At 69.9% G+C, this 17,186-nt stretch carries 14 protein-coding genes and 1 pseudogene; 9 read left to right on the top strand and 6 right to left on the bottom strand.

The genetic code is table 11. The features are described 5' to 3' along the window. Nucleotides 1-143 precede the first annotated feature (143 nt). The 3 genes from EPA64_RS02760 to EPA64_RS02750 all read left to right on the top strand — a co-directional run bounded on the left by EPA64_RS02760 (nucleotide 144) and on the right by EPA64_RS02750 (nucleotide 3,890). Nucleotides 144-1,217 carry a hypothetical protein gene (locus EPA64_RS02760; RefSeq protein ID WP_134724686.1) on the top strand — a complete coding sequence of 358 codons (1,074 nt, stop codon included), beginning with the start codon at nucleotides 144-146 and terminating at the stop codon, nucleotides 1,215-1,217. A gap of 120 nt (nucleotides 1,218-1,337) precedes the next feature. Next, nucleotides 1,338-3,158, top strand: a complete 1,821-nt coding sequence (gene typA / locus EPA64_RS02755) for a translational GTPase TypA (protein ID WP_134724685.1) — start codon at nucleotides 1,338-1,340, stop codon at nucleotides 3,156-3,158. Between the two features lie 135 nt (nucleotides 3,159-3,293). Beyond that, nucleotides 3,294-3,890, top strand: a complete 597-nt coding sequence (locus tag EPA64_RS02750; protein WP_134724684.1) for a TetR/AcrR family transcriptional regulator — start codon at nucleotides 3,294-3,296, stop codon at nucleotides 3,888-3,890. A 14-nt stretch (nucleotides 3,891-3,904) separates the two neighbouring features. Here EPA64_RS02750 and purU read toward each other — a convergent pair whose 3' ends face one another. The 6 genes and pseudogenes from purU to EPA64_RS02720 all read right to left on the bottom strand — a co-directional run bounded on the left by purU (nucleotide 3,905) and on the right by EPA64_RS02720 (nucleotide 9,947). Continuing rightward, entirely contained in the window at nucleotides 3,905-4,789 is an 885-nt protein-coding gene (gene purU, locus EPA64_RS02745; protein ID WP_134724683.1) for a formyltetrahydrofolate deformylase, read from the bottom strand. A 105-nt stretch (nucleotides 4,790-4,894) separates the two neighbouring features. Next, nucleotides 4,895-5,218 (bottom strand): 2Fe-2S iron-sulfur cluster-binding protein, encoded by a 324-nt coding sequence (locus EPA64_RS02740; RefSeq protein ID WP_134724682.1) that lies wholly within the window; start codon nucleotides 5,216-5,218, stop codon nucleotides 4,895-4,897. A gap of 476 nt (nucleotides 5,219-5,694) precedes the next feature. Continuing rightward, a pseudogene (locus EPA64_RS02735) lies at nucleotides 5,695-6,901 on the bottom strand (beta-ketoacyl-[acyl-carrier-protein] synthase family protein). An 86-nt stretch (nucleotides 6,902-6,987) separates the two neighbouring features. Further along, nucleotides 6,988-7,251, bottom strand: coding sequence for an acyl carrier protein (locus EPA64_RS02730; RefSeq protein WP_134724681.1), 264 nt, complete (start codon nucleotides 7,249-7,251; stop codon nucleotides 6,988-6,990). Nucleotides 7,252-7,264: 13 nt separating this feature from the next. Then, nucleotides 7,265-8,365, bottom strand: coding sequence for a UDP-3-O-(3-hydroxymyristoyl)glucosamine N-acyltransferase (gene lpxD / locus EPA64_RS02725; protein ID WP_134724680.1), 1,101 nt, complete (start codon nucleotides 8,363-8,365; stop codon nucleotides 7,265-7,267). A gap of 25 nt (nucleotides 8,366-8,390) precedes the next feature. Beyond that, complete coding sequence (locus EPA64_RS02720; protein WP_484217444.1) at nucleotides 8,391-9,947, bottom strand: L,D-transpeptidase family protein; 1,557 nt, start codon at nucleotides 9,945-9,947, stop codon at nucleotides 8,391-8,393. 398 nt (nucleotides 9,948-10,345) lie between these two features. Here EPA64_RS02720 and mepK point away from each other — a divergent pair, with 398 nt between their 5' ends. The 6 genes from mepK (at nucleotide 10,346) to EPA64_RS02690 (ending at nucleotide 17,163) form a co-directional block, all read left to right on the top strand. Further along, nucleotides 10,346-10,903, top strand: coding sequence for a peptidoglycan L,D-endopeptidase MepK (gene mepK / locus EPA64_RS02715; RefSeq protein ID WP_134724678.1), 558 nt, complete (start codon nucleotides 10,346-10,348; stop codon nucleotides 10,901-10,903). 199 nt (nucleotides 10,904-11,102) lie between these two features. Then, the gene (locus EPA64_RS02710; RefSeq protein ID WP_134724677.1) at nucleotides 11,103-12,275 is read left to right on the top strand and encodes a DegT/DnrJ/EryC1/StrS family aminotransferase; all 1,173 of its coding nucleotides are present in this window, start codon (nucleotides 11,103-11,105) and stop codon (nucleotides 12,273-12,275) included. A gap of 10 nt (nucleotides 12,276-12,285) precedes the next feature. Further along, nucleotides 12,286-13,362 carry a GDP-mannose 4,6-dehydratase gene (gmd, locus tag EPA64_RS02705; protein WP_134724676.1) on the top strand — a complete coding sequence of 359 codons (1,077 nt, stop codon included), beginning with the start codon at nucleotides 12,286-12,288 and terminating at the stop codon, nucleotides 13,360-13,362. Continuing rightward, complete coding sequence (locus EPA64_RS02700; RefSeq protein ID WP_134724675.1) at nucleotides 13,359-14,786, top strand: mannose-1-phosphate guanylyltransferase/mannose-6-phosphate isomerase; 1,428 nt, start codon at nucleotides 13,359-13,361, stop codon at nucleotides 14,784-14,786. Before gmd ends, EPA64_RS02700 begins: the two co-directional genes overlap by 4 nt. Next, on the top strand, nucleotides 14,783-15,730 hold the full coding sequence (locus EPA64_RS02695) for an NAD-dependent epimerase/dehydratase family protein (RefSeq protein WP_134724674.1): 948 nt from the start codon (nucleotides 14,783-14,785) through the stop codon (nucleotides 15,728-15,730). The genes EPA64_RS02700 and EPA64_RS02695 overlap by 4 nt, the downstream gene beginning before the upstream one ends. An 83-nt stretch (nucleotides 15,731-15,813) precedes the next feature. After that, nucleotides 15,814-17,163 (top strand): MATE family efflux transporter, encoded by a 1,350-nt coding sequence (locus tag EPA64_RS02690; RefSeq protein WP_134724673.1) that lies wholly within the window; start codon nucleotides 15,814-15,816, stop codon nucleotides 17,161-17,163. Nucleotides 17,164-17,186: the final 23 nt, after the last annotated feature.

Here is a 17,186-nt window from a genome sequence, read left to right as displayed (position 1 = left end):
AACCGGGCCCGTCCGGGTCAACAACCGAAAAGGAAACGCCCCATGAATTCCATCATCTATCTTGTCGGTCTGGTCGTGGTCGTGCTGTTCATCCTGTCCATGCTGGGGCTGCGCTGACGATGGCCGCCGATCGGACAGAGGAAATGACCCGTGCCTCGGCCCCGGCCACGCCGCACGACGGGTCTTACGTCGACATTCCCGCCATCCTTGCCGGCACTGTCGTCGCGCTGGGGATCGGCCTGATCGCCACCACCTTCGGCGCGGCGCTGGGGCTTGGCAGCATCTCGGCGCGCGAGGGCGAGGCGCCGGGGTTCGGCGCCGTCGTGCTGCCCGCGCTGTGGATCATCGTGTCGATGATCGCGACCTACATGGCGGGCGGCTATATCGCCGGCCGCATGCGGCGGCGCGTGGACAACGCCACCGCTGACGAGGTGACGGCCCGCGACGGCATCCACGGGCTGGCGGTCTGGGGCCTGGCGGCGGTGCTGGGCGCGATGGTCGCCGCATCGCTGATCGGGGCCGCGACGAACGCCGTCGGCTCGGCCGCGTCGACCGCCGTGCAGGCGGCGGGATCCGCCGTCGGCGGCATTGCGCAGGGCGCGGGGCAACTGGCTGGCGGGGCCGTGTCGGGCCTGGGCCAGGCCGCGGGCGGCGCGGCCGCTGCCGCGGCGCCGGCGGTGGCCGAGGCGCTGCCCGACGGGTTCGAGGCCAATCCGCTGGACTATATCACCGACACGCTGCTGCGCCCCGCCGCCGCGCCCGCCGGCGCCCCGGCGGGAACCCCCGCCGCCGCGACCGGCGACGAGGCCCTGCGCCGCGAGATCGCGGGCATCTTCGGCAATCTGGTCCGCACCGGCGAGATCAGCGACGCCGACCGGCAGTATCTGGTCAGCGCCGCCGCCGCCCGCACCGGCCTGTCCGAGGCCGAGATCGGGCAGCGCGTCGATCAGGCGGTGGACGGCGCCCAGCAGATGCGCGCCAGCGCCGAACAGGCCCTGGCCGATGCCCGGGCCGAGGCGCAGCGCCTGGCGCAAGAGGCCGAGGACACCGCCCGCAACGCCGCCGAGGCGGCGCGCAAGGCGGGCGTCCTGTCGGCCTTCATGCTGGCGGCGTCGATGCTGGTCGCGGCCTTCGCGGCCTACAAGGGCGCCGTCTATGGCGGGCAGCACCGCGACGAGGGCCGGATCTGGGGCGGCCTGTCCTATCGCCGCCGCTAGGGCCGCCATCCCCGCGTCAAATGGCCGGGCCTCCGCTTGCGGGGGCCCGTTCCCTGTTTGCGCTTTCCCTTTGCCGCGATCCCGTTTAGGGGGACGGCCAGATTTCAGACAGGATCGAGCATGGACATCCGCAATATTGCGATCATCGCCCACGTGGACCATGGCAAGACGACGCTTGTCGACCAGCTGTTGAAACAGTCCGGCAGCTTCCGCGAGAACCAGTCCGTCGCCGAACGGGTGATGGACAGCAACGACATCGAACGCGAACGCGGGATCACCATCCTGGCCAAGGCCACCTCGGTCGAATGGAAGGGCACGCGCGTCAACATCGTCGACACCCCCGGCCACGCCGATTTCGGCGGCGAGGTCGAGCGCATCCTGTCGATGGTGGACGGCGTCTGCCTGCTGGTGGACGCGGCCGAGGGGCCGATGCCGCAGACCAAGTTCGTCACGTCAAAGGCGCTGGCCCTGGGGCTGCGCCCGATCGTGGTCCTGAACAAGGTGGACAAGCCCGCCGCCGAACCCGACCAGACGCTGAACGAGGTCTTTGACCTGTTTGCGAACCTGGGCGCCAGCGACGAGCAGCTGGACTTTCCGCATGTCTATGCCTCGGGCATCGGCGGCTGGGCCGACGAGACGCTGGACGGCCCGCGCAAGGACATGTCGGCGCTGTTCGACCTGATCCTGCGCCACGTCCAGCCCCCCGCGCAGCTGGCCCGCCGGGACGAGCCGTTCCAGATGCTGGCGACCACGCTGGGCGCCGACCCGTTCATCGGCCGCATCCTGACCGGCCGGGTCGAGGCGGGGACCGCGCGCGCCGGCGACACGCTGAAGGCGCTTTCGCGGGACGGCGAGCGGATCGAGCAGTTCCGCGTCAGCAAGGTTCTGGCCTTCCGCGGCCTGACCCAGACCCCCATCGACGAGGCGGTGGCTGGCGACATCGTGACCCTGGCGGGCATGACCAAGGCCACCGTCGCCGACACGCTCTGCGCCCCCGAGGTGGACACGCCCTTGCAGGCCAAGCCGATCGATCCGCCCACCATCAGCGTCACCTTCGGCATCAACGACAGCCCGCTGGCCGGCCGCGACGGCACCAAGGTCCAGTCCCGCGTCATCCGCGAGCGGCTGCTGCGCGAGGCGGAAACCAACGTCGCGATCAAGGTCGAGGACACCCCCGGCGGCGACGCCTTTGTCGTGTCGGGCCGGGGCGAGCTGCAGATGGGCGTGCTGATCGAGAACATGCGCCGCGAGGGGTTCGAGCTGTCGATTTCCCGCCCCCGCGTGATCTTCCGCGACGAGGACGGCGAGCGGCTGGAACCGGTCGAGGAGGTCATCATCGACGTCGATGACGACTATACCGGCGTGGTGATCGACAAGCTGACCGGCGCCCGCAAGGGCGATCTGGTCGAGATGCGCCCCGCCGGTCACGGCAAGACCCGGATCGTGGCCCACGTCCCCTCGCGCGGGCTGATCGGCTATCAGGGCGAGTTCATGACCGACACGCGCGGCAATGGCGTGCTGAACCGCATCTTCCACGGCTGGACGCCCTTCAAGGGCGCGATCCAGGGCCGCCGCCAGGGCGTGCTGATCTCGATGGAGGACGGGGTGTCCGTGGCCTATGCGCTGTGGAACCTCGAGGAACGCGGCAAGCTGTTCATCGGCGCGCAGGAGCAGGTCTATCAGGGCATGGTCATCGGCGAGCATAGCCGCGACAACGACCTTGAGGTGAACCCGCTGAAGGGCAAGAAGCTGACCAACGTCCGCGCGTCCGGCACGGACGAGGCCGTGCGCCTGACGCCCCCGGTGCGGATGTCGCTGGAAGAGGCCATCGCCTATATCGACGACGACGAGCTGGTCGAGGTCACGCCCAGGATCGTGCGCCTGCGCAAGCGCCATCTGGACCCGCACGAGCGCAAGCGCCAGTCGCGCGCCGGCGCATGACCCACGAAGGTCGGGGTGGACGCGGGCGCGGCCCCGCCTGATGCTGATGCCCCCGCAAGACATGCGCGGGCCGGGCCGTTGATCCCGGCCGCGCGCCGCATGCTGACGCCCCCATCTTTGACGACAGAGCACGCCATGCCCCCGAGCGAACCGCAGATCGACCGCATGATCAACGCAGCCATCCAGTGCCTGCAGGAGGTGCGCGCCCATCGCCTGACGGTCGAGGAGCTTGCGGAACGGACCGGGGTCGAGGTTTCTGCGCTGCGCACGCTGTTCGCCGACGACCGCGCCCTGACCGAGGCGGTCGGCAACTATGTCGCGGTCCAGTTGACCGACGCCATGTCGCGCGCCGTGGCCACCGCGCGCCCGGGCGACAACCGCGCGGCGCTGATCGCGCTGGCGACGGCCTATGTCACCTGGGCGCAGGAAAACCGCGGCCTTTACGGCATCGTGTCCGAACGGCTGTTGACGACGGATGGCGGCGCCTTCGCGTTCCACCGCTATGATGCCAGCTTTGTGCCGCTGGTCCGCCGGCTGCTGGGCGAGACCGAAGGCCGCGCCTCGCACCGCGCGGCGATCGGGCGCAGCTTCATGTTCGGCATCACGACGCTGGCGCTGGACAACCGGCTGGAGGTCTGGATGCGCCCCGGCACCTCGGCCGGGGACGAGATGGCCGCGACCATCACCGATTTCATCGACATGCTGATGGCCTGGCAGCCGCCGGCCGCCTGATCGCCGCAGCCGGCCTAGCCCATGCGTTCCGAGGCATAGCCGCCGGGGCTTGCCGGGAACACCACGGTCTTGTTTCCGTTCAGGAACACGCGGTGATTGATGTGCGCGTGGATCGCGCGCGACAGCACCTGCGCCTCGACGTCGCGGCCCAGGCTGACGTAATCCTCGGGCGACTGCGCGTGGGTGACGCGGGTGGTGTCCTGTTCGATGATCGGGCCTTCGTCCAGGTCGGCGGTCACGTAATGGGCGGTCGCGCCGATCAGCTTGACCCCCCGCTGATACGCCTGCTTGTAGGGGTTCGCGCCCTTGAAGCTGGGCAGGAAGGAATGGTGGATGTTGATGATCCGCCCGGCCATGCGGGCGCAGAAGGCATCCGACAACACCTGCATATAGCGCGCCAGCACCACCAGCTCGGCCCCCGATTCCTCGACCAGCGCCATCAGCCGCGCCTCGGCCTCGGGCTTGGTGGCGGCAGTGACGCGGATGTGGTGGAACGGGATGTCGGCGTTCACCACGATTTTCTGATAGGTCAGGTGGTTCGACACGACGCCGACGATGTCGATGGGCAGCGCGCCGATGCGCCAGCGATACAGGATGTCGTTCAGGCAGTGGCCGAAATTGGACACCATCAGCAGCACGCGCACCCGGTGCCCCTGGACGTGGAATGCCCAGTCCATGTCAAAGGGCTGCGCCACCTCGTCGAACCCGGCGCGCAGGCTGTCCGCATCGGCCCCCGTCTCGGGGCGGAACCCGACGCGCATGAAAAAGCGGCCGTTGTCCTGGTCGTCGAACTGGACCGAGTCGGTGATGTTGCAGCCATGCCGCGCCAGAAAGCCGGCAACGGCCGCGACGATGCCGCGGCGGGACGGACAGGCGACGGTCAGGACAAGATCGGACATCGGGCACGCCTTTGGCTGCTGGGGATGGGGCATGATGTGCCGCGGGCCGCGCGCGGCGCGGGCGCAGGACGACACCGCGGCGGTCGGATTGCGACGCGGGCGTCGTCAGATCTGCTTTTCCGGCATCTGCACGACCAGCCCGTCCAGCCCCGGCGTGACCTTGATCTGGCAGGTCAGGCGCGAGCGCACGGGATCGGGCTGCCAGGCGAAATCGAGCATGTCCGCCTCCATCGGGTCGCGCGGCGGCAGCTTGTCCACCCATTCCGGCGCGACATAGACATGGCAGGTCGAACAGGCGCAGGCTCCGCCGCAGTCGGCGTCGATGCCGGGCACGTTGTTGTCGCGCGCGCCTTCCATGACGGTCATGCCGGGCCTGACCTCGACCTCGTGCCGGGTGCCGTTCCATTCGATATAGGTGATCTTCGCCATTGCTTCGCCCTTGTCTGCGCACCGCAGGCATAGGGCAGCGGCGCGGCGAATGAAAGTGCGAGGGCTGGGGCGACGGGGGGACCGGACCGCCATGCGGCGCGGTCCAATGAGTATTTTCGCCAAGAAGAAGCCCGCCGTTAACCCGATCTTCAGACCCCGGTGCGACGCTGCCCGTGCGGTACAGGCTGGAGAGCCGATGACCGCCCAAGGAGAAGCCGCCCCGGTCGCCGGGTGAGACATCCCGTTCCCGCTGGACCGGCGGGGGTGGCCGGGGCGCACCCTGCGGTTTCTTCTTGGCTGAAATACTCGAACGCAGCCGCGCCACCCGCGCAAGGATTCAGGTCAGGATGCCCCGTGTGCCGACAGGCGAGAAACGAACCGGCCACGGCACGCCCCAGCGTCGCAGCGCGATGCCGGTGGACGGCAGGGCGCCGAGCAGCGGCGCAAGCGTGGGATACCCCGGACGGCCCCTTTGCTCAGACGCGGCGCAGCGCCAGCACCGCGTTCAGCCCGCCGAAGGCAAAGGCGTTCGACAGCACCGCATCCACCCGCGCGTCGCGCGCGACGTTGGGCACCACGTCCAGCGCGCATTCGGGGTCCGGCTCCTCATAGCCGATGGTGGGCGCGATCACGCCCTCGCGCAGCGCCATGATGCAGGCCAGCAGCTCGATCGCGCCGGTGCCGCCGATGACGTGGCCGTGCATCGCCTTGGTGGACGAGATCATCAGCCGGTCAGCGTGATGGCCAAAGGCGTGGGCGACGGCGGCGCATTCGGTCTTGTCGTTGGCGGCCGTCCCGGTGCCGTGGGCGTTGATATAGCCGATCTGCTCGGGGTTGAGGCCCGCGTCGGCCATCGCGCCCGCCATCGCCCGTTCGGCCCCCTGTGCCGAGGGCATCACGATGTCCTGCGCGTCGGCGGACATGGCGAAACCCACCACCTCGGCCAGGATGTCGGCGCCGCGCGCGCGCGTGGTCCCAGTCCTCGAAGACGAAGACGCCCGCGCCTTCGCCCTGAACCATGCCGTTGCGGTTGGCGGAAAACGGGCGGCAGGCGTCCTTGGACATGACGCGCAGCCCCTCCCACGCCTTGACGCCGCCAAAGCACAGCATCGCCTCGGACCCGCCGGTCAGCATGGCGCGCGCGGCCCCCGATCGCACCATCTGGAACGCCAGCCCCATCGCGTGGTTGGACGACGCGCAGGCCGTGGCGACGGTGAACGCCGGGCCGCGCAGGTCGAACTCCATCGAGACGTGGCTGGCGGCCGCGTTGTTCATCAGCTTGGGCACGACGAAGGGGTGGACACGGTTCTTCCCCTCCTCGTAGACGGCGCGGTAGTTTTCGTCCCAGGTGTTCAGCCCGCCGCCGGCGGTGCCCAGGATGACGCCGCATTCCAGCCCCAGCCGGCCCGCGAAATCCAGTCCCGCCTGGGCGATGGCCTCTTTCGCGGCCAGCATCGTGAACTGCGTGAACTTGTCATACAGCGCGATCTGCTGGCGGTTGAAATAGGCCTCGGGTTCCCAGTTGTGGACCTGCGCCCCGATGCGGACGGACAGCCGCTCGACGTCGCGGAACTTCAGCTCTCCGATCCCGCAGCGCCCGTCGCGCAGGGCCTTCATCGTGTCGGCGACGCCCAGCCCCAGCGCGTTGACCGTGCCCGCCCCGGTGATGGCCACGCGGCGCAGCCCGCCCCGCGCCTCGGCCGGGGGCGCGGCGACGGCGGGTGCGGCGGGGCGGTCGCGGTCCTTGTCGGCGTGCTTGCGTTTCGCGTTCATCCCTTTGCGGCGACCAGCTTTTCCACGGCCGCGACGATCGCCCCCATCGACGAGATGTCGAAATCAGATTGCGAGGGTTCGTTGGCGTTGAACGGGATCGAGATGTCGAACGCCTCCTCGATGGCGAAGATCGATTCGACCAGCCCCAGGCTGTCGATGCCCAGTTCGGCCGGCGTCATCTGCGGCTGGATTTCGGACGGGTCCAGCATCGCCTGTTCGGCTATGATGGCCAGGGTGCGGTCGTGGACGTCTGACGTCATGGGAAATCTCCGGTCAGCCCTTTTCCAGCAGGCGTGTAACGATTTTCTGAAGCTCGGCCAGCTGCGCGGCCATGCGGGGCAGGCGGCGGGTGGCCTTCTGGATCTCGACCTGGGTCTGCATCCGCGTCGCGGGCGAACCCAGGATGACGCGGCCCGCCGGGACGTTGGTGAATATCTTGGACGCGCCGCCCGCGATCACGTCGTCGCCGACAAAGATGTTGTCGCTGACCCCGCATTGGCCGCCCAGCACGACCCGGTCGCCGATGCGGGCCGACCCCGCGACGCCCACCTGCCCGCACAGCAGCGAATCGCGCCCGACCCGGACGTTGTGGCCCAGCGTGACGTTGTTATCCAGCTTGCTGCCGTCGCCGACGCTGGTGGCCCGGATGGTGCCCCGGTCGATGCTGGTGTTGGCGCCGACCTCGACATCGTGGCCCAGCGTCACCCCGCCCAGGGAATGGATGCGGACCCAGTGCTGCTGCGTCACCTCGCCGCGGCCGCCGAGATTGCGGCGGGCCTGCTCGACCCCCGATTCCTCGGGCGTGACGAAGGAAAACCCGTCGCTGCCGATCACCGCGCCGGACTGCACGATCAGCCGGTCGCCGGCGGTGACGCCGTGGGCGATGCGCACCCCGGCGTGGATCAGCGCGTCATCCCCGATGCGGGTGTCGCGGCCGATCACGACATGGGCGCCGATCCGCGCCCGCGCGCCGATGCGCACGCCCGGCCCGATCACGGCGAACGGGCCGATGGCGGCGTCGGGGCCGATTTCGGCGGTCTGGTCGATCACCGCGCTGTCGTGGATGCCCGGCGCCATGCCCGCGCCCCGGTCCAGCGCGCGGGTCAGCCCCGCCATCGCCAGCCGCGGCCGCCCGACCAGCACCGCCGCGGCCAGGCCCAGCGCCTGCGGGTCCATCCCCTCGGACAGCAGGGCCGCCGCGCCGGGCGCGAGCTGCGCAGCATAGGCGGGCGCCATCGCCATCGCAATCAGCCCCGCCCCGTCCCGGACCGCACCCGCGTCGGCCGGTTCCGCCGCGCCGGTGATGCGGATATCGCCATCGCCCCACAGACGCGCATCCAGCGCGCGGGCAAGCTCTGTCATGGTCAGGGTCATCGGCGCCTCCTGTCGAGGCCATCTTCTACTCGGCCAGCGCGAGCGTTTCCACCCCGGCCGCCGCGCCCGCCTTTTCCAAGGCCGCCCAGACGGCCGCGTCACGGCCATAGACATCGGGAAAGCTGCGGATGGTGCCGTCCTGGTCCGGGATCAGGGTGAAATAGACCAGATGCACGGGCAGCGTCCGGTCCAGCCCCAGCCAGCTTTCCTTGCCCGACGCCCGCGCGCGGGAATAGCTGGCCTCGGGGTCCGCAACCTGCCCGCGCAGCAGTTCGTGGGCCAGGTCCACCGGCCGCGCGACGCGGATGCACCCGTGCGAAAACGCGCGCCGCGTCTCGTTGAACAGCCCCTTGGACGGGGTGTCGTGCAGATAGATGTTCATCGGGTTCGGGAAGATGAACTTGACCTGTCCCAGGGCGTTGTCGTCGCTGGGTTTCTGCCGCATCCGATAGGGAAAGCTGGCCGCCGTATAGCGGCCGAAGTCGATGCGGTCGCGCGACACCACCCGCCCCTTTGCGTCGATGATGTCCAGATGCGCGACGGCGTGGCGGTTGGCCTGCAGGCGCGGCAGGTATTCGCGCACGGTGATGGACCGCGGGACGTTCCAGCGGGGGTTCACGACCACATGCTCCATCTGGTCGGAAAACTCGGGCGTCTGCATGTCGTGGTCGGTCTTGCCGATGACCACGCGGGTCTGGAAGACGGACTGTCCCCCCTCGACGATATGGGCGCTGTATTCGGGCAGGTTGACCCACAGGTGGCGCGCGGACAGATCGTGCCCGTTCAGCCAGCGCATCCGTTCCAGCGAGATCATCAGCGCGCGTTCCCGCGGGCCACGGCCCTGGTTCAGCCGGGCGATGGTCTTCGGCCCGGCCACGCCATCGGCGGGCAGTCCGGCGCGATCCTGATAGCGCGCGACCGCGTCGGTCAGCGCGGCATCGAACAGCGCCCGATCGGCCGTGGCGCTGGCAAAGCCGATGGCGGCAAGGCGGGCGCGCAGCGCGGCCACGCCTTCGCCGCGCACCCCCTCGCGCCATGCGCCGGGCGGGACGGCGGGCGTGCCCGGCGGGGCGGCAAGCGCGCCTTCGTCTGCCAGCGCCCGCTGCAGGATCGCATAGCGCGGGTCGCGCGGCACCAGCTGCGCCAGGACCGCGGCGGGGTCCGCCGCCGTCGCAAAGCGCGCCAGCAGCTCATCGACGGGCACGCGGATCACCTGGCGCTTGTTGGTCGAATCGATCTTGCGGGGGTCCAGCACGCCGCCCTGCACGTCATGGACCCAGGCGGCAAAGCTGCGCGCGAAGGCCGCCTCGACCATGACCGGCGGCGCGTCCGGCCGGTCCAGTTCCCGAAGGCGGTCGGCGCCATAGCGCAGCGGCGGCAGGCCATGCGCGGGGGCCGTCTCGACCGCCGCGATCAGTGCTGCGCGTTGCGCGGCGGCCTGCGGCCCGGCAAAGACCGGCGCCAGCCCCCGGCCACCATACCACGACGCCAGTCCCGCGTTGGGCGCGACCGCCCGCGCAAGGGCGATCTGGTCGGCGGTAAAGTCGAGCTTCGGCGCGGTAAACTGGGCCAGCGCCGCCACCGGCATCAGCGCGGCCAGTGCCGCGCCGGCAAGACGCCGCCGTAGCCCTTGGCGAGGCTGGACGATTCGGGGTTGCGGGGCGGAAACGGGCGGGAAAGAGGGATGTGCGGCCATGCCACAGGAATGCGCGGCCCCGGCCAAGGGGTCCACACACGCCCGCGCGAGCGTGGCGAAAACGCCCTTGACGTTGCAAACATGGAACAGAAAGCCCTGCATCCACTCGCCCTAAGGTTGCGCTAGGCGAGTTTTTGCCGATCCGGGCGCAAAATCGCCAGAGGGTGGAACGAAGCGTTCCGCAACACCGCGGCTGATGACATATTGTTAGTCATTCCGGATCTAAACCGGACCGGCCACGCACCGGTGGCACAGAAACGAACGCAGGACAGGCGGATCTGAACATGACCTTCGAATTCTCGCGTCGCGGCATTCTGGGCGTATTCGCGGCGACCACGGTCGCGGCGGCGCCGGTGATGGCCAATGCCTTCGGCATCATCCGGGGGGCCGGCGACTATCGCCGGGTCCGCATGTATTCGGGCAGGACGGGCGAAAGCATCGACACCGTCTATTGGGTCGAGGGAAAGTACATCCGCGACGCCCTGAACGAGGTCAACGTGTTCATGCGCGACTGGCGCACCGGACAGGTGATCGGGGTCGATCCGCGCATGATCGACATCGCGGCCGCCAGCCACCGGCTGCTGCAGACCAACGAACCCTATATGATGCTGTCGGGCTATCGCTCGCCCAAGACCAACGCCATGCTGCGGTCGCGGTCGTCGGGGGTGGCGCGCAACTCGCTGCACATGACGGGCAAGGCGGCCGACCTGCGGCTGAAGTCGCGGTCCGTCGGCCAGATGTACAAGGCCGCGGCCACCTGCAAGGCGGGCGGCGTGGGCAAATACTCTCGGTCGAACTTCGTCCACATGGACTGCGGCCCGCTGCGGACCTGGGGCGGCTGAACCGGCCCGACCCGACGCACGGATGCACAGGGCCTGCCGCTTGGCGGGCCTTTTGCGTTTCGGGCCGATGCCGTTGCCGTCCCCCGCGCATCCCCGGCGGGGCGACAGGCGCCCCCCTGCGTGACCACCCGTGACACCGCCGCCCAAACCGGGCACACAACCGGCGGGCCGCCGAAAGGCCTGACGCCGCGGGGGCTTCATGTTCTATCCTCTTGCCTCGACCACCTGGGCCGACGCCGAGTATGCCGCGCTTGACCGGGTCATCCGGTCGGGACGCTTCACGATGGGCGCCGAGGTCCGCGCGTTCGAGCAGGCGTTCGCCGCCTGGGCCGGCAGCCGTTACGCGGTGATGGCCTCGTCCGGGTCGTCCGCCAACCTGCTGGCCATCGCCGCCGCCTTCTGGCACCCCGACCTGGGCTGGACCGCGGGGGACGAGGTGATCGTGCCCGCCGTCAGCTGGTCCACCACCTATTTCCCCGTCACCCAGAACGGCCTGCGGCTGCGGTTCGTGGACATCGACCCGGGCACGTTGAACATCGACCCCGCGCTGGTCGAGGCCGCGATCACCCCGCGCACCCGCGCGGTGCTGGCCGTCAACCTGCTGGGCAACCCCGCCGCGCTGACCGACCTGCGCGCCATCTGCGACCGGCACGGGCTGATCCTGGCCGAGGACAACTGCGAGTCGATGGGCGCCACGCTGGGCGGGCGGCAGGCCGGGACGTTCGGGCTGTTCGGCACCTTCTCCAGCTTTTTCTCGCACCACATCTGCACGATGGAGGGCGGGATGGTCGTGACCGACGACCGCAAGCTTTATGACACGATGCTGTCGCTGCGCGCGCATGGCTGGGTGCGCGACCTGCCCCCCGACACGCATCTGCCGGTCGATCCAGACCCCTTCGTGCGCCAGTTCCGGTTCGTGCTGCCCGGTTATAACCTGCGCCCGCTGGAACTTGAGGGGGCCTTGGGCGTGCCGCAGCTGGAACGGCTGCCGGGGTTCGTGGCGGCGCGGCGCGCCAACGGGGCGCTGTTCGCGCAAGCCTTTGCCGACCTGCCCGATGTCCGCATCCAGGCCGAGACGGGCAGGTCGTCGTGGTTCGGCTTTGCCATGACCCTGCGCGGCCGGCTGGCCGGGCGGCGGGCCGAGCTGGTGCGCGCCCTGACCGCCGCGGGCATCGAATCGCGCCCGGTGGTCGCGGGCAATTTCCTGGCAAATCCGGTCATCGCCAAGCTGGACCACAGCGTCGCAGGCCCGGTGCCCGCGGCCGAGGCCGTCGACACCGACGGGCTGTTCACCGGCAACCACCACTATCCCATCCCCGACCAGATCGCGCGGCTGCGCGAGGTCGTGGGCGCGGTCGCCGCGCAGGGCTGAAGGGGGAAGCATGACCGCGAAAACCGCGCTTATCACCGGGATCACCGGGCAGGACGGCGCCTATCTGGCCGAGATGCTGCTGGCCAAAGGCTATGTCGTCCACGGCATCAAACGCCGGTCGTCCAGCTTCAACACCGGGCGGATCGACCATCTGCAGATCGACCCGCACCGCAACGGCCGCTTTCACCTGCACTATGGCGACATGACCGATTCGACGGCGCTGATCCGCACCGTGGCCGAAACCCAGCCCGACGAGATCTATAACCTTGCCGCGCAAAGCCACGTCAAGGTCAGCTTCGAGATGCCGGAATACACCGCCAACGCCGACGGCATCGGCACGCTGCGCCTGCTCGAGGCGATCCGCCTGCTGGGGATGGAAAAGCGGACGCGGTTCTATCAGGCGTCCACGTCCGAGCTGTATGGCGCCGTGGCCGAAACGCCGCAGTCCGAAACGACGCCGTTCCGCCCGCGCTCGCCCTATGCGGCGGCCAAGCTTTACGCCTATTGGATCACGGTGAACTATCGCGACGCCTATGGGATGTTTGCGTCCAACGGCATCCTGTTCAACCACGAAAGCCCGGTGCGGGGCGAAACCTTCGTCACCCGCAAGATCACCCGTGCGGTGGCCGCGATCACGCTGGGGCTGCAGGACCGGCTGTATCTGGGCAACCTTGACGCGCTGCGCGACTGGGGCCACGCCCGCGACTATGTCGAGGGGATGTGGCGCATCGTCCAGCACCCCGCGCCGGACGATTTCGTGCTGGCGACCGGACGGATGCACAGCGTCCGCCAGTTCTGCGAAATGGCCTTCGCCGAGGCGGGGGTGGCGCTGGACTGGCGCGGCGCGGGCGTGGACGAATGCGGCTATCAGGCCGGCACCGACCGCTGCCTGATCCAGATCGACCCGGTCTATTTCCGCCCGACCGAGGTGGACCGGCTGTGCGGCGACGCGACCAAGGCGCGCGACCGACTGGGCTGGACAGCGACCACGCCCTTTCCGCAAATGGTGGCCGAGATGGTCGCCGAGGATCGGCGGCTGCTGGAAACCGAAAGGCTGGCGCGCCGCGCCTATGGGGTCGTCGAATGAACCAGATCACGCCGGTCCTGTTGTCGGGCGGCAGCGGCACGCGCCTGTGGCCCGTGTCGCGCAAGTCGTTTCCCAAGCAGTTTGCGCCGCTGATCGGGGAGCGCACGCTGTTTCAGGCGTCCGCACTGCGGCTGTCGGGGCCGCGCTATGGCGCGCCCGTCGTGATGACCAACGCCGATTTCCGCTTTATCGTGACCGAACAGCTGGCCGAGGTCGCCCTGGACCCGGCCGCGATCCTGATCGAGCCTGCGGGCCGCAACACCGCGCCCGCCGTGCTGGCCGCGGCGCTGTATCTGGCGCAGACCGATCCCGACGCGGTGATGCTGGTCGCGCCCTCGGACCACGTCGTCCCCGATGCCGAGGCGTTCGGCCGCGCCGTCGATCAGGGCCTGCCGCTGGCGCGCGCGGGCCGCATCGTGACCTTCGGCATTCAGCCCACGCGGGCCGAGACGGGCTATGGCTGGCTTGAGGTCGAGGGCGACGCCACCGACGGCCCCGCCCCCCTGCGCCGGTTCGTCGAAAAGCCCGACGCGGACCGCGCGCAGGCGATGCTGGCGGACGGGCGGTTCCTGTGGAACGCAGGGATCTTCCTGTTTTCCGCGGCGACCATGATCGCGGCGTTCCGCGCCCATGCGCCCGAGTTCGTGGACCCCGTGCAGGCGGCGCTGGATCAGGCGCGGCCCGACCTTGGGTTCCTGCGGCTGGCGCCAGAGCCGTGGAACGGCCTGCCCGACCTGTCCATCGACTATGCGGTGATGGAGAAATCCGACGCGCTGTCTGTGGTGCGCTTTGCCGACCACTGGTCGGATCTGGGCGGCTGGGACGCGATCTGGCGCGAGAACCAGATCGGCGCGCCCGCCCCCGACGGGGTGGTGACGGACGCGCGGTCCACCGCCATCGACTGCCGCGACGTGCTGCTGCGGTCGGAACACGACGACATGCAGGTCGTGGGCATCGGCCTGTCCAACGTCATGGTGGTTGCCACCAACGACGCGGTGCTGGTCGCCGACATGGACCGCGCTCAGGACGTCAAGCAGGCGGTGGCGGCGCTGAAATCCAAGGGCGCACGGCAGGCCGAGACGTTCCGCCGCGACCACAGGCCCTGGGGCTGGTTCGAGACGCTGGTCATGGCCGACCGCTTTCAGGTCAAGCGCATCGTCGTCCATCCCGGCGCGGCGCTGAGCCTGCAAAGCCACGTCCACCGGTCCGAGCACTGGATCGTCGTCAGCGGCACCGCGCGGGTGACGGTGGACGACACGGTGACGCTGGTGACGGAAAACCAGTCGATCTATGTGCCGCTGGGCGCCGTCCACCGCATGGAGAACCCCGGCAAGGTGCCGATGGTGCTGATCGAGGTGCAGACCGGCGTTTACTTGGGCGAGGACGACATCATCCGCTATGAAGACGTGTATTCCCGCACATGAGGGTTTGGCTGACCGGCGGATCGGGGATGCTGGGGGCCACGATCCGGCATCTGGCCCCGCAGGTCGCGCCGGGCGTGACGCTGCTGGCGCCCGCACGCGCCGACCTTGACCTGACCGACCGGGTGGCGGTCGCGGACTGGCTGGCGGCGAACCCCGTCGATGCCGTCATCCACGCCGCCGCGCGGGTGGGCGGGATCGCCGCCAACATCGCCGACCCGGCGGGGTTTCTGACCGAAAACCTGCGGATCAACGACGCCGTCATCAACGGCGCGGCGCGGGCCGGCGTCCCGCGGCTGATGTTTCTGGGGTCGTCCTGCATGTATCCGCGCGACCACCGCCAGCCGCTGGTCGAGGGCGACATCCTGGCCGCGCCGCTTGAGCCCACGAACGAGGGCTATGCGCTGGCCAAGATCACCGGCGCGCGGCTGTGCGAATATCTGTCGCGGCGGGCGGGCGTCGCCTATCGCACCCTGATCCCCTGCAATCTGTTCGGCACGCGCGACCACTTCGGCGCGGCGTCGGCGCATCTGCTGGCGGCGGCGATCACCAAGGTCGTGGACGCGCAGGACGCGGGGCGCGATGTGGTCGAGATCTGGGGCAGCGGCACGGCGCGGCGCGAGTTCATGGACGCGGACCACCTTGCCCGGTTCATCCTGTCGGCCCTGCCGCGGCTGGCCGACCTGCCGCCGCTGCTGAACGTGGGGGCGGACGAGGATCGCTCGGTCAACGACTATTACGCGATGGTCGCCCGCGCGGCGGACTGGGGCGGCCGGTTCACCCACGATCTGTCCCGGCCCGAGGGGATGCGCGCCAAGCTGATGTCCTCGGCCCGCGCGCGCGCATGGGGCTACGTGCCGCCCACGGCCGCGCAGATGCAGGCGTCGGTCGCCGCCGCCGTCGCGGCCTGCCGCGCCCGCCGGGCGGGTGGCGCGGGACCGGACTGAACCCGCGCGCCGCCGCCGGGTTGTGCCGGTGAACCGCCCCCGGTCCGCAGACCGGGCAGACCGCCCCAGCCGAAAGATCGCCGATGCCCAGAACGCAGCTTTACACCGGCCCGCTGTGGCGCGCCTTTCTGGTCTTTCTGCTGCCGCTGATCGGGCAGAACATCCTGCAATCGCTGTCGATGACGATCAACGCCATCGTGGTCGGACGGATGCTGGGGACGGGCGCGCTGGCGGCGATGGCGACCTTCATGCCGCTGGCGTTCTTCTTCATTGCCTTCCTGATCGGCGTGACCTCGGGGGCCAGCGTGCTGATCGGGCAGGCCTGGGGCGCGCGCAAGATCGACCTTGTGCAGCGCATCGGCGGGACGGCCATCGGCGTCACGCTGGGGCTGGCGCTGGTCATCGGCGGCGGCGGCTGGCTGGCCGCGCCCGCGATCCTGCGGCTGATGGGCACGCCGCCCGACATCATGGCGGCGGCCGTGACCTATGCCCGCGCGGCGTTCGCCACGATGCCGGTGCTGTTCCTGTTCATCGTCGCGGGCGCGCTGCTGCGCGGCACCGGCGATTCGGTCCGGCCGCTGGTGGTGCAGGCGGTGGCGACTGTCGTGTCGGGCGTGATGACGGTCGTCATGGTGGCGCAGCTGGGGATGGGCGTCGCCGCCGCGGCCTGGTCCGCGGGCATCGCGCAGGCCGCGGGGCTGGTGGTGCTGGCGCTGTGGCTGCGCGCCCGGTCCCATCCGCTGGCGCCGGGGCGGGCGCTGCTGGCGGCGCTGGTGCCCGATCCGTCGCTGTTGAAGACCGTGCTGAGGATCGGGTTGCCGACGGGGGCGCAGCTGGTCGTCGGATCGCTGTCGGGGCTGGTGATCGTGGGGCTGATCAACCGCTTCGGCTCGGACGCGACGGCGGCTTACGGCGCGGTCAGCCAGGTGCAGGCCTATGCGCAGTTCCCGGCGCTGTCGATCGCCATCGCCGCGTCGATCTTTGGCGCGCAGGCCATCGGCGCGGGACATTCGCACCGGCTGGGGGCGGTGCTGCGCACGGCGATGGCGATGAACCTGGCGCTGACCGGCGGGCTGGTCGCGCTGGTCTATCTGTTCTCGCGCCCCGTGGTGTCGCTGTTCCTGTCCGAACCCGAGGTCGTGGATTTGGCCCAGCACCTGCTGCACATCGTCAGCTGGTCGGCGCTGCTGTTCGGGGCCGGCACGATCTTTTCGGGGATCATGCGCGCGTCCGGCACGGTCATCGCGCCGATGCTGATCGCGATGGGCTGCGTCCTGCTGGTCGAGCTGCCGCTGGCGGTGTTCCTGTCGCGCACCTTCGGATTGCAGGGCATCTGGTGGGCTTATGTCGCCAACTTTGCCGCGCTGCTGGTCGGACAGGGGGCGTGGTATCTGCTGGTCTGGCGCCGCCGCCGCATCACCGCGCTGGTCTGACCGGGGCGGCGCGCCCCGCCCCG

Source organism: Paracoccus luteus, assembly GCF_004522155.1.
Lineage (GTDB): Bacteria > Pseudomonadota > Alphaproteobacteria > Rhodobacterales > Rhodobacteraceae > Paracoccus > Paracoccus luteus.
This window is presented reverse-complemented; position numbering and strand designations above follow the sequence as displayed.

Excerpts from the sequence above, each read along its gene's own strand:
- EPA64_RS02700 (WP_134724675.1), top strand. The coding sequence starts at position 13,359 with ATGAACCAGATCACGCCGGTCCTGTTGTCGGGCGGCAGCGGCACGCGC.
- typA (WP_134724685.1), top strand. The coding sequence starts at position 1,338 with ATGGACATCCGCAATATTGCGATCATCGCCCACGTGGACCATGGCAAG.
- EPA64_RS02760 (WP_134724686.1), top strand. The coding sequence starts at position 144 with ATGACCCGTGCCTCGGCCCCGGCCACGCCGCACGACGGGTCTTACGTC.
- EPA64_RS02740 (WP_134724682.1), bottom strand. The coding sequence starts at position 5,218 with ATGGCGAAGATCACCTATATCGAATGGAACGGCACCCGGCACGAGGTC.
- EPA64_RS02695 (WP_134724674.1), top strand. The coding sequence starts at position 14,783 with ATGAGGGTTTGGCTGACCGGCGGATCGGGGATGCTGGGGGCCACGATC.
- EPA64_RS02710 (WP_134724677.1), top strand. The coding sequence starts at position 11,103 with ATGTTCTATCCTCTTGCCTCGACCACCTGGGCCGACGCCGAGTATGCC.
- purU (WP_134724683.1), bottom strand. The coding sequence starts at position 4,789 with ATGTCCGATCTTGTCCTGACCGTCGCCTGTCCGTCCCGCCGCGGCATC.
- gmd (WP_134724676.1), top strand. The coding sequence starts at position 12,286 with ATGACCGCGAAAACCGCGCTTATCACCGGGATCACCGGGCAGGACGGC.
- mepK (WP_134724678.1), top strand. The coding sequence starts at position 10,346 with ATGACCTTCGAATTCTCGCGTCGCGGCATTCTGGGCGTATTCGCGGCG.
- lpxD (WP_134724680.1), bottom strand. The coding sequence starts at position 8,365 with ATGACCCTGACCATGACAGAGCTTGCCCGCGCGCTGGATGCGCGTCTG.
- EPA64_RS02730 (WP_134724681.1), bottom strand. The coding sequence starts at position 7,251 with ATGACGTCAGACGTCCACGACCGCACCCTGGCCATCATAGCCGAACAG.
- EPA64_RS02690 (WP_134724673.1), top strand. The coding sequence starts at position 15,814 with ATGCCCAGAACGCAGCTTTACACCGGCCCGCTGTGGCGCGCCTTTCTG.
- EPA64_RS02750 (WP_134724684.1), top strand. The coding sequence starts at position 3,294 with ATGCCCCCGAGCGAACCGCAGATCGACCGCATGATCAACGCAGCCATC.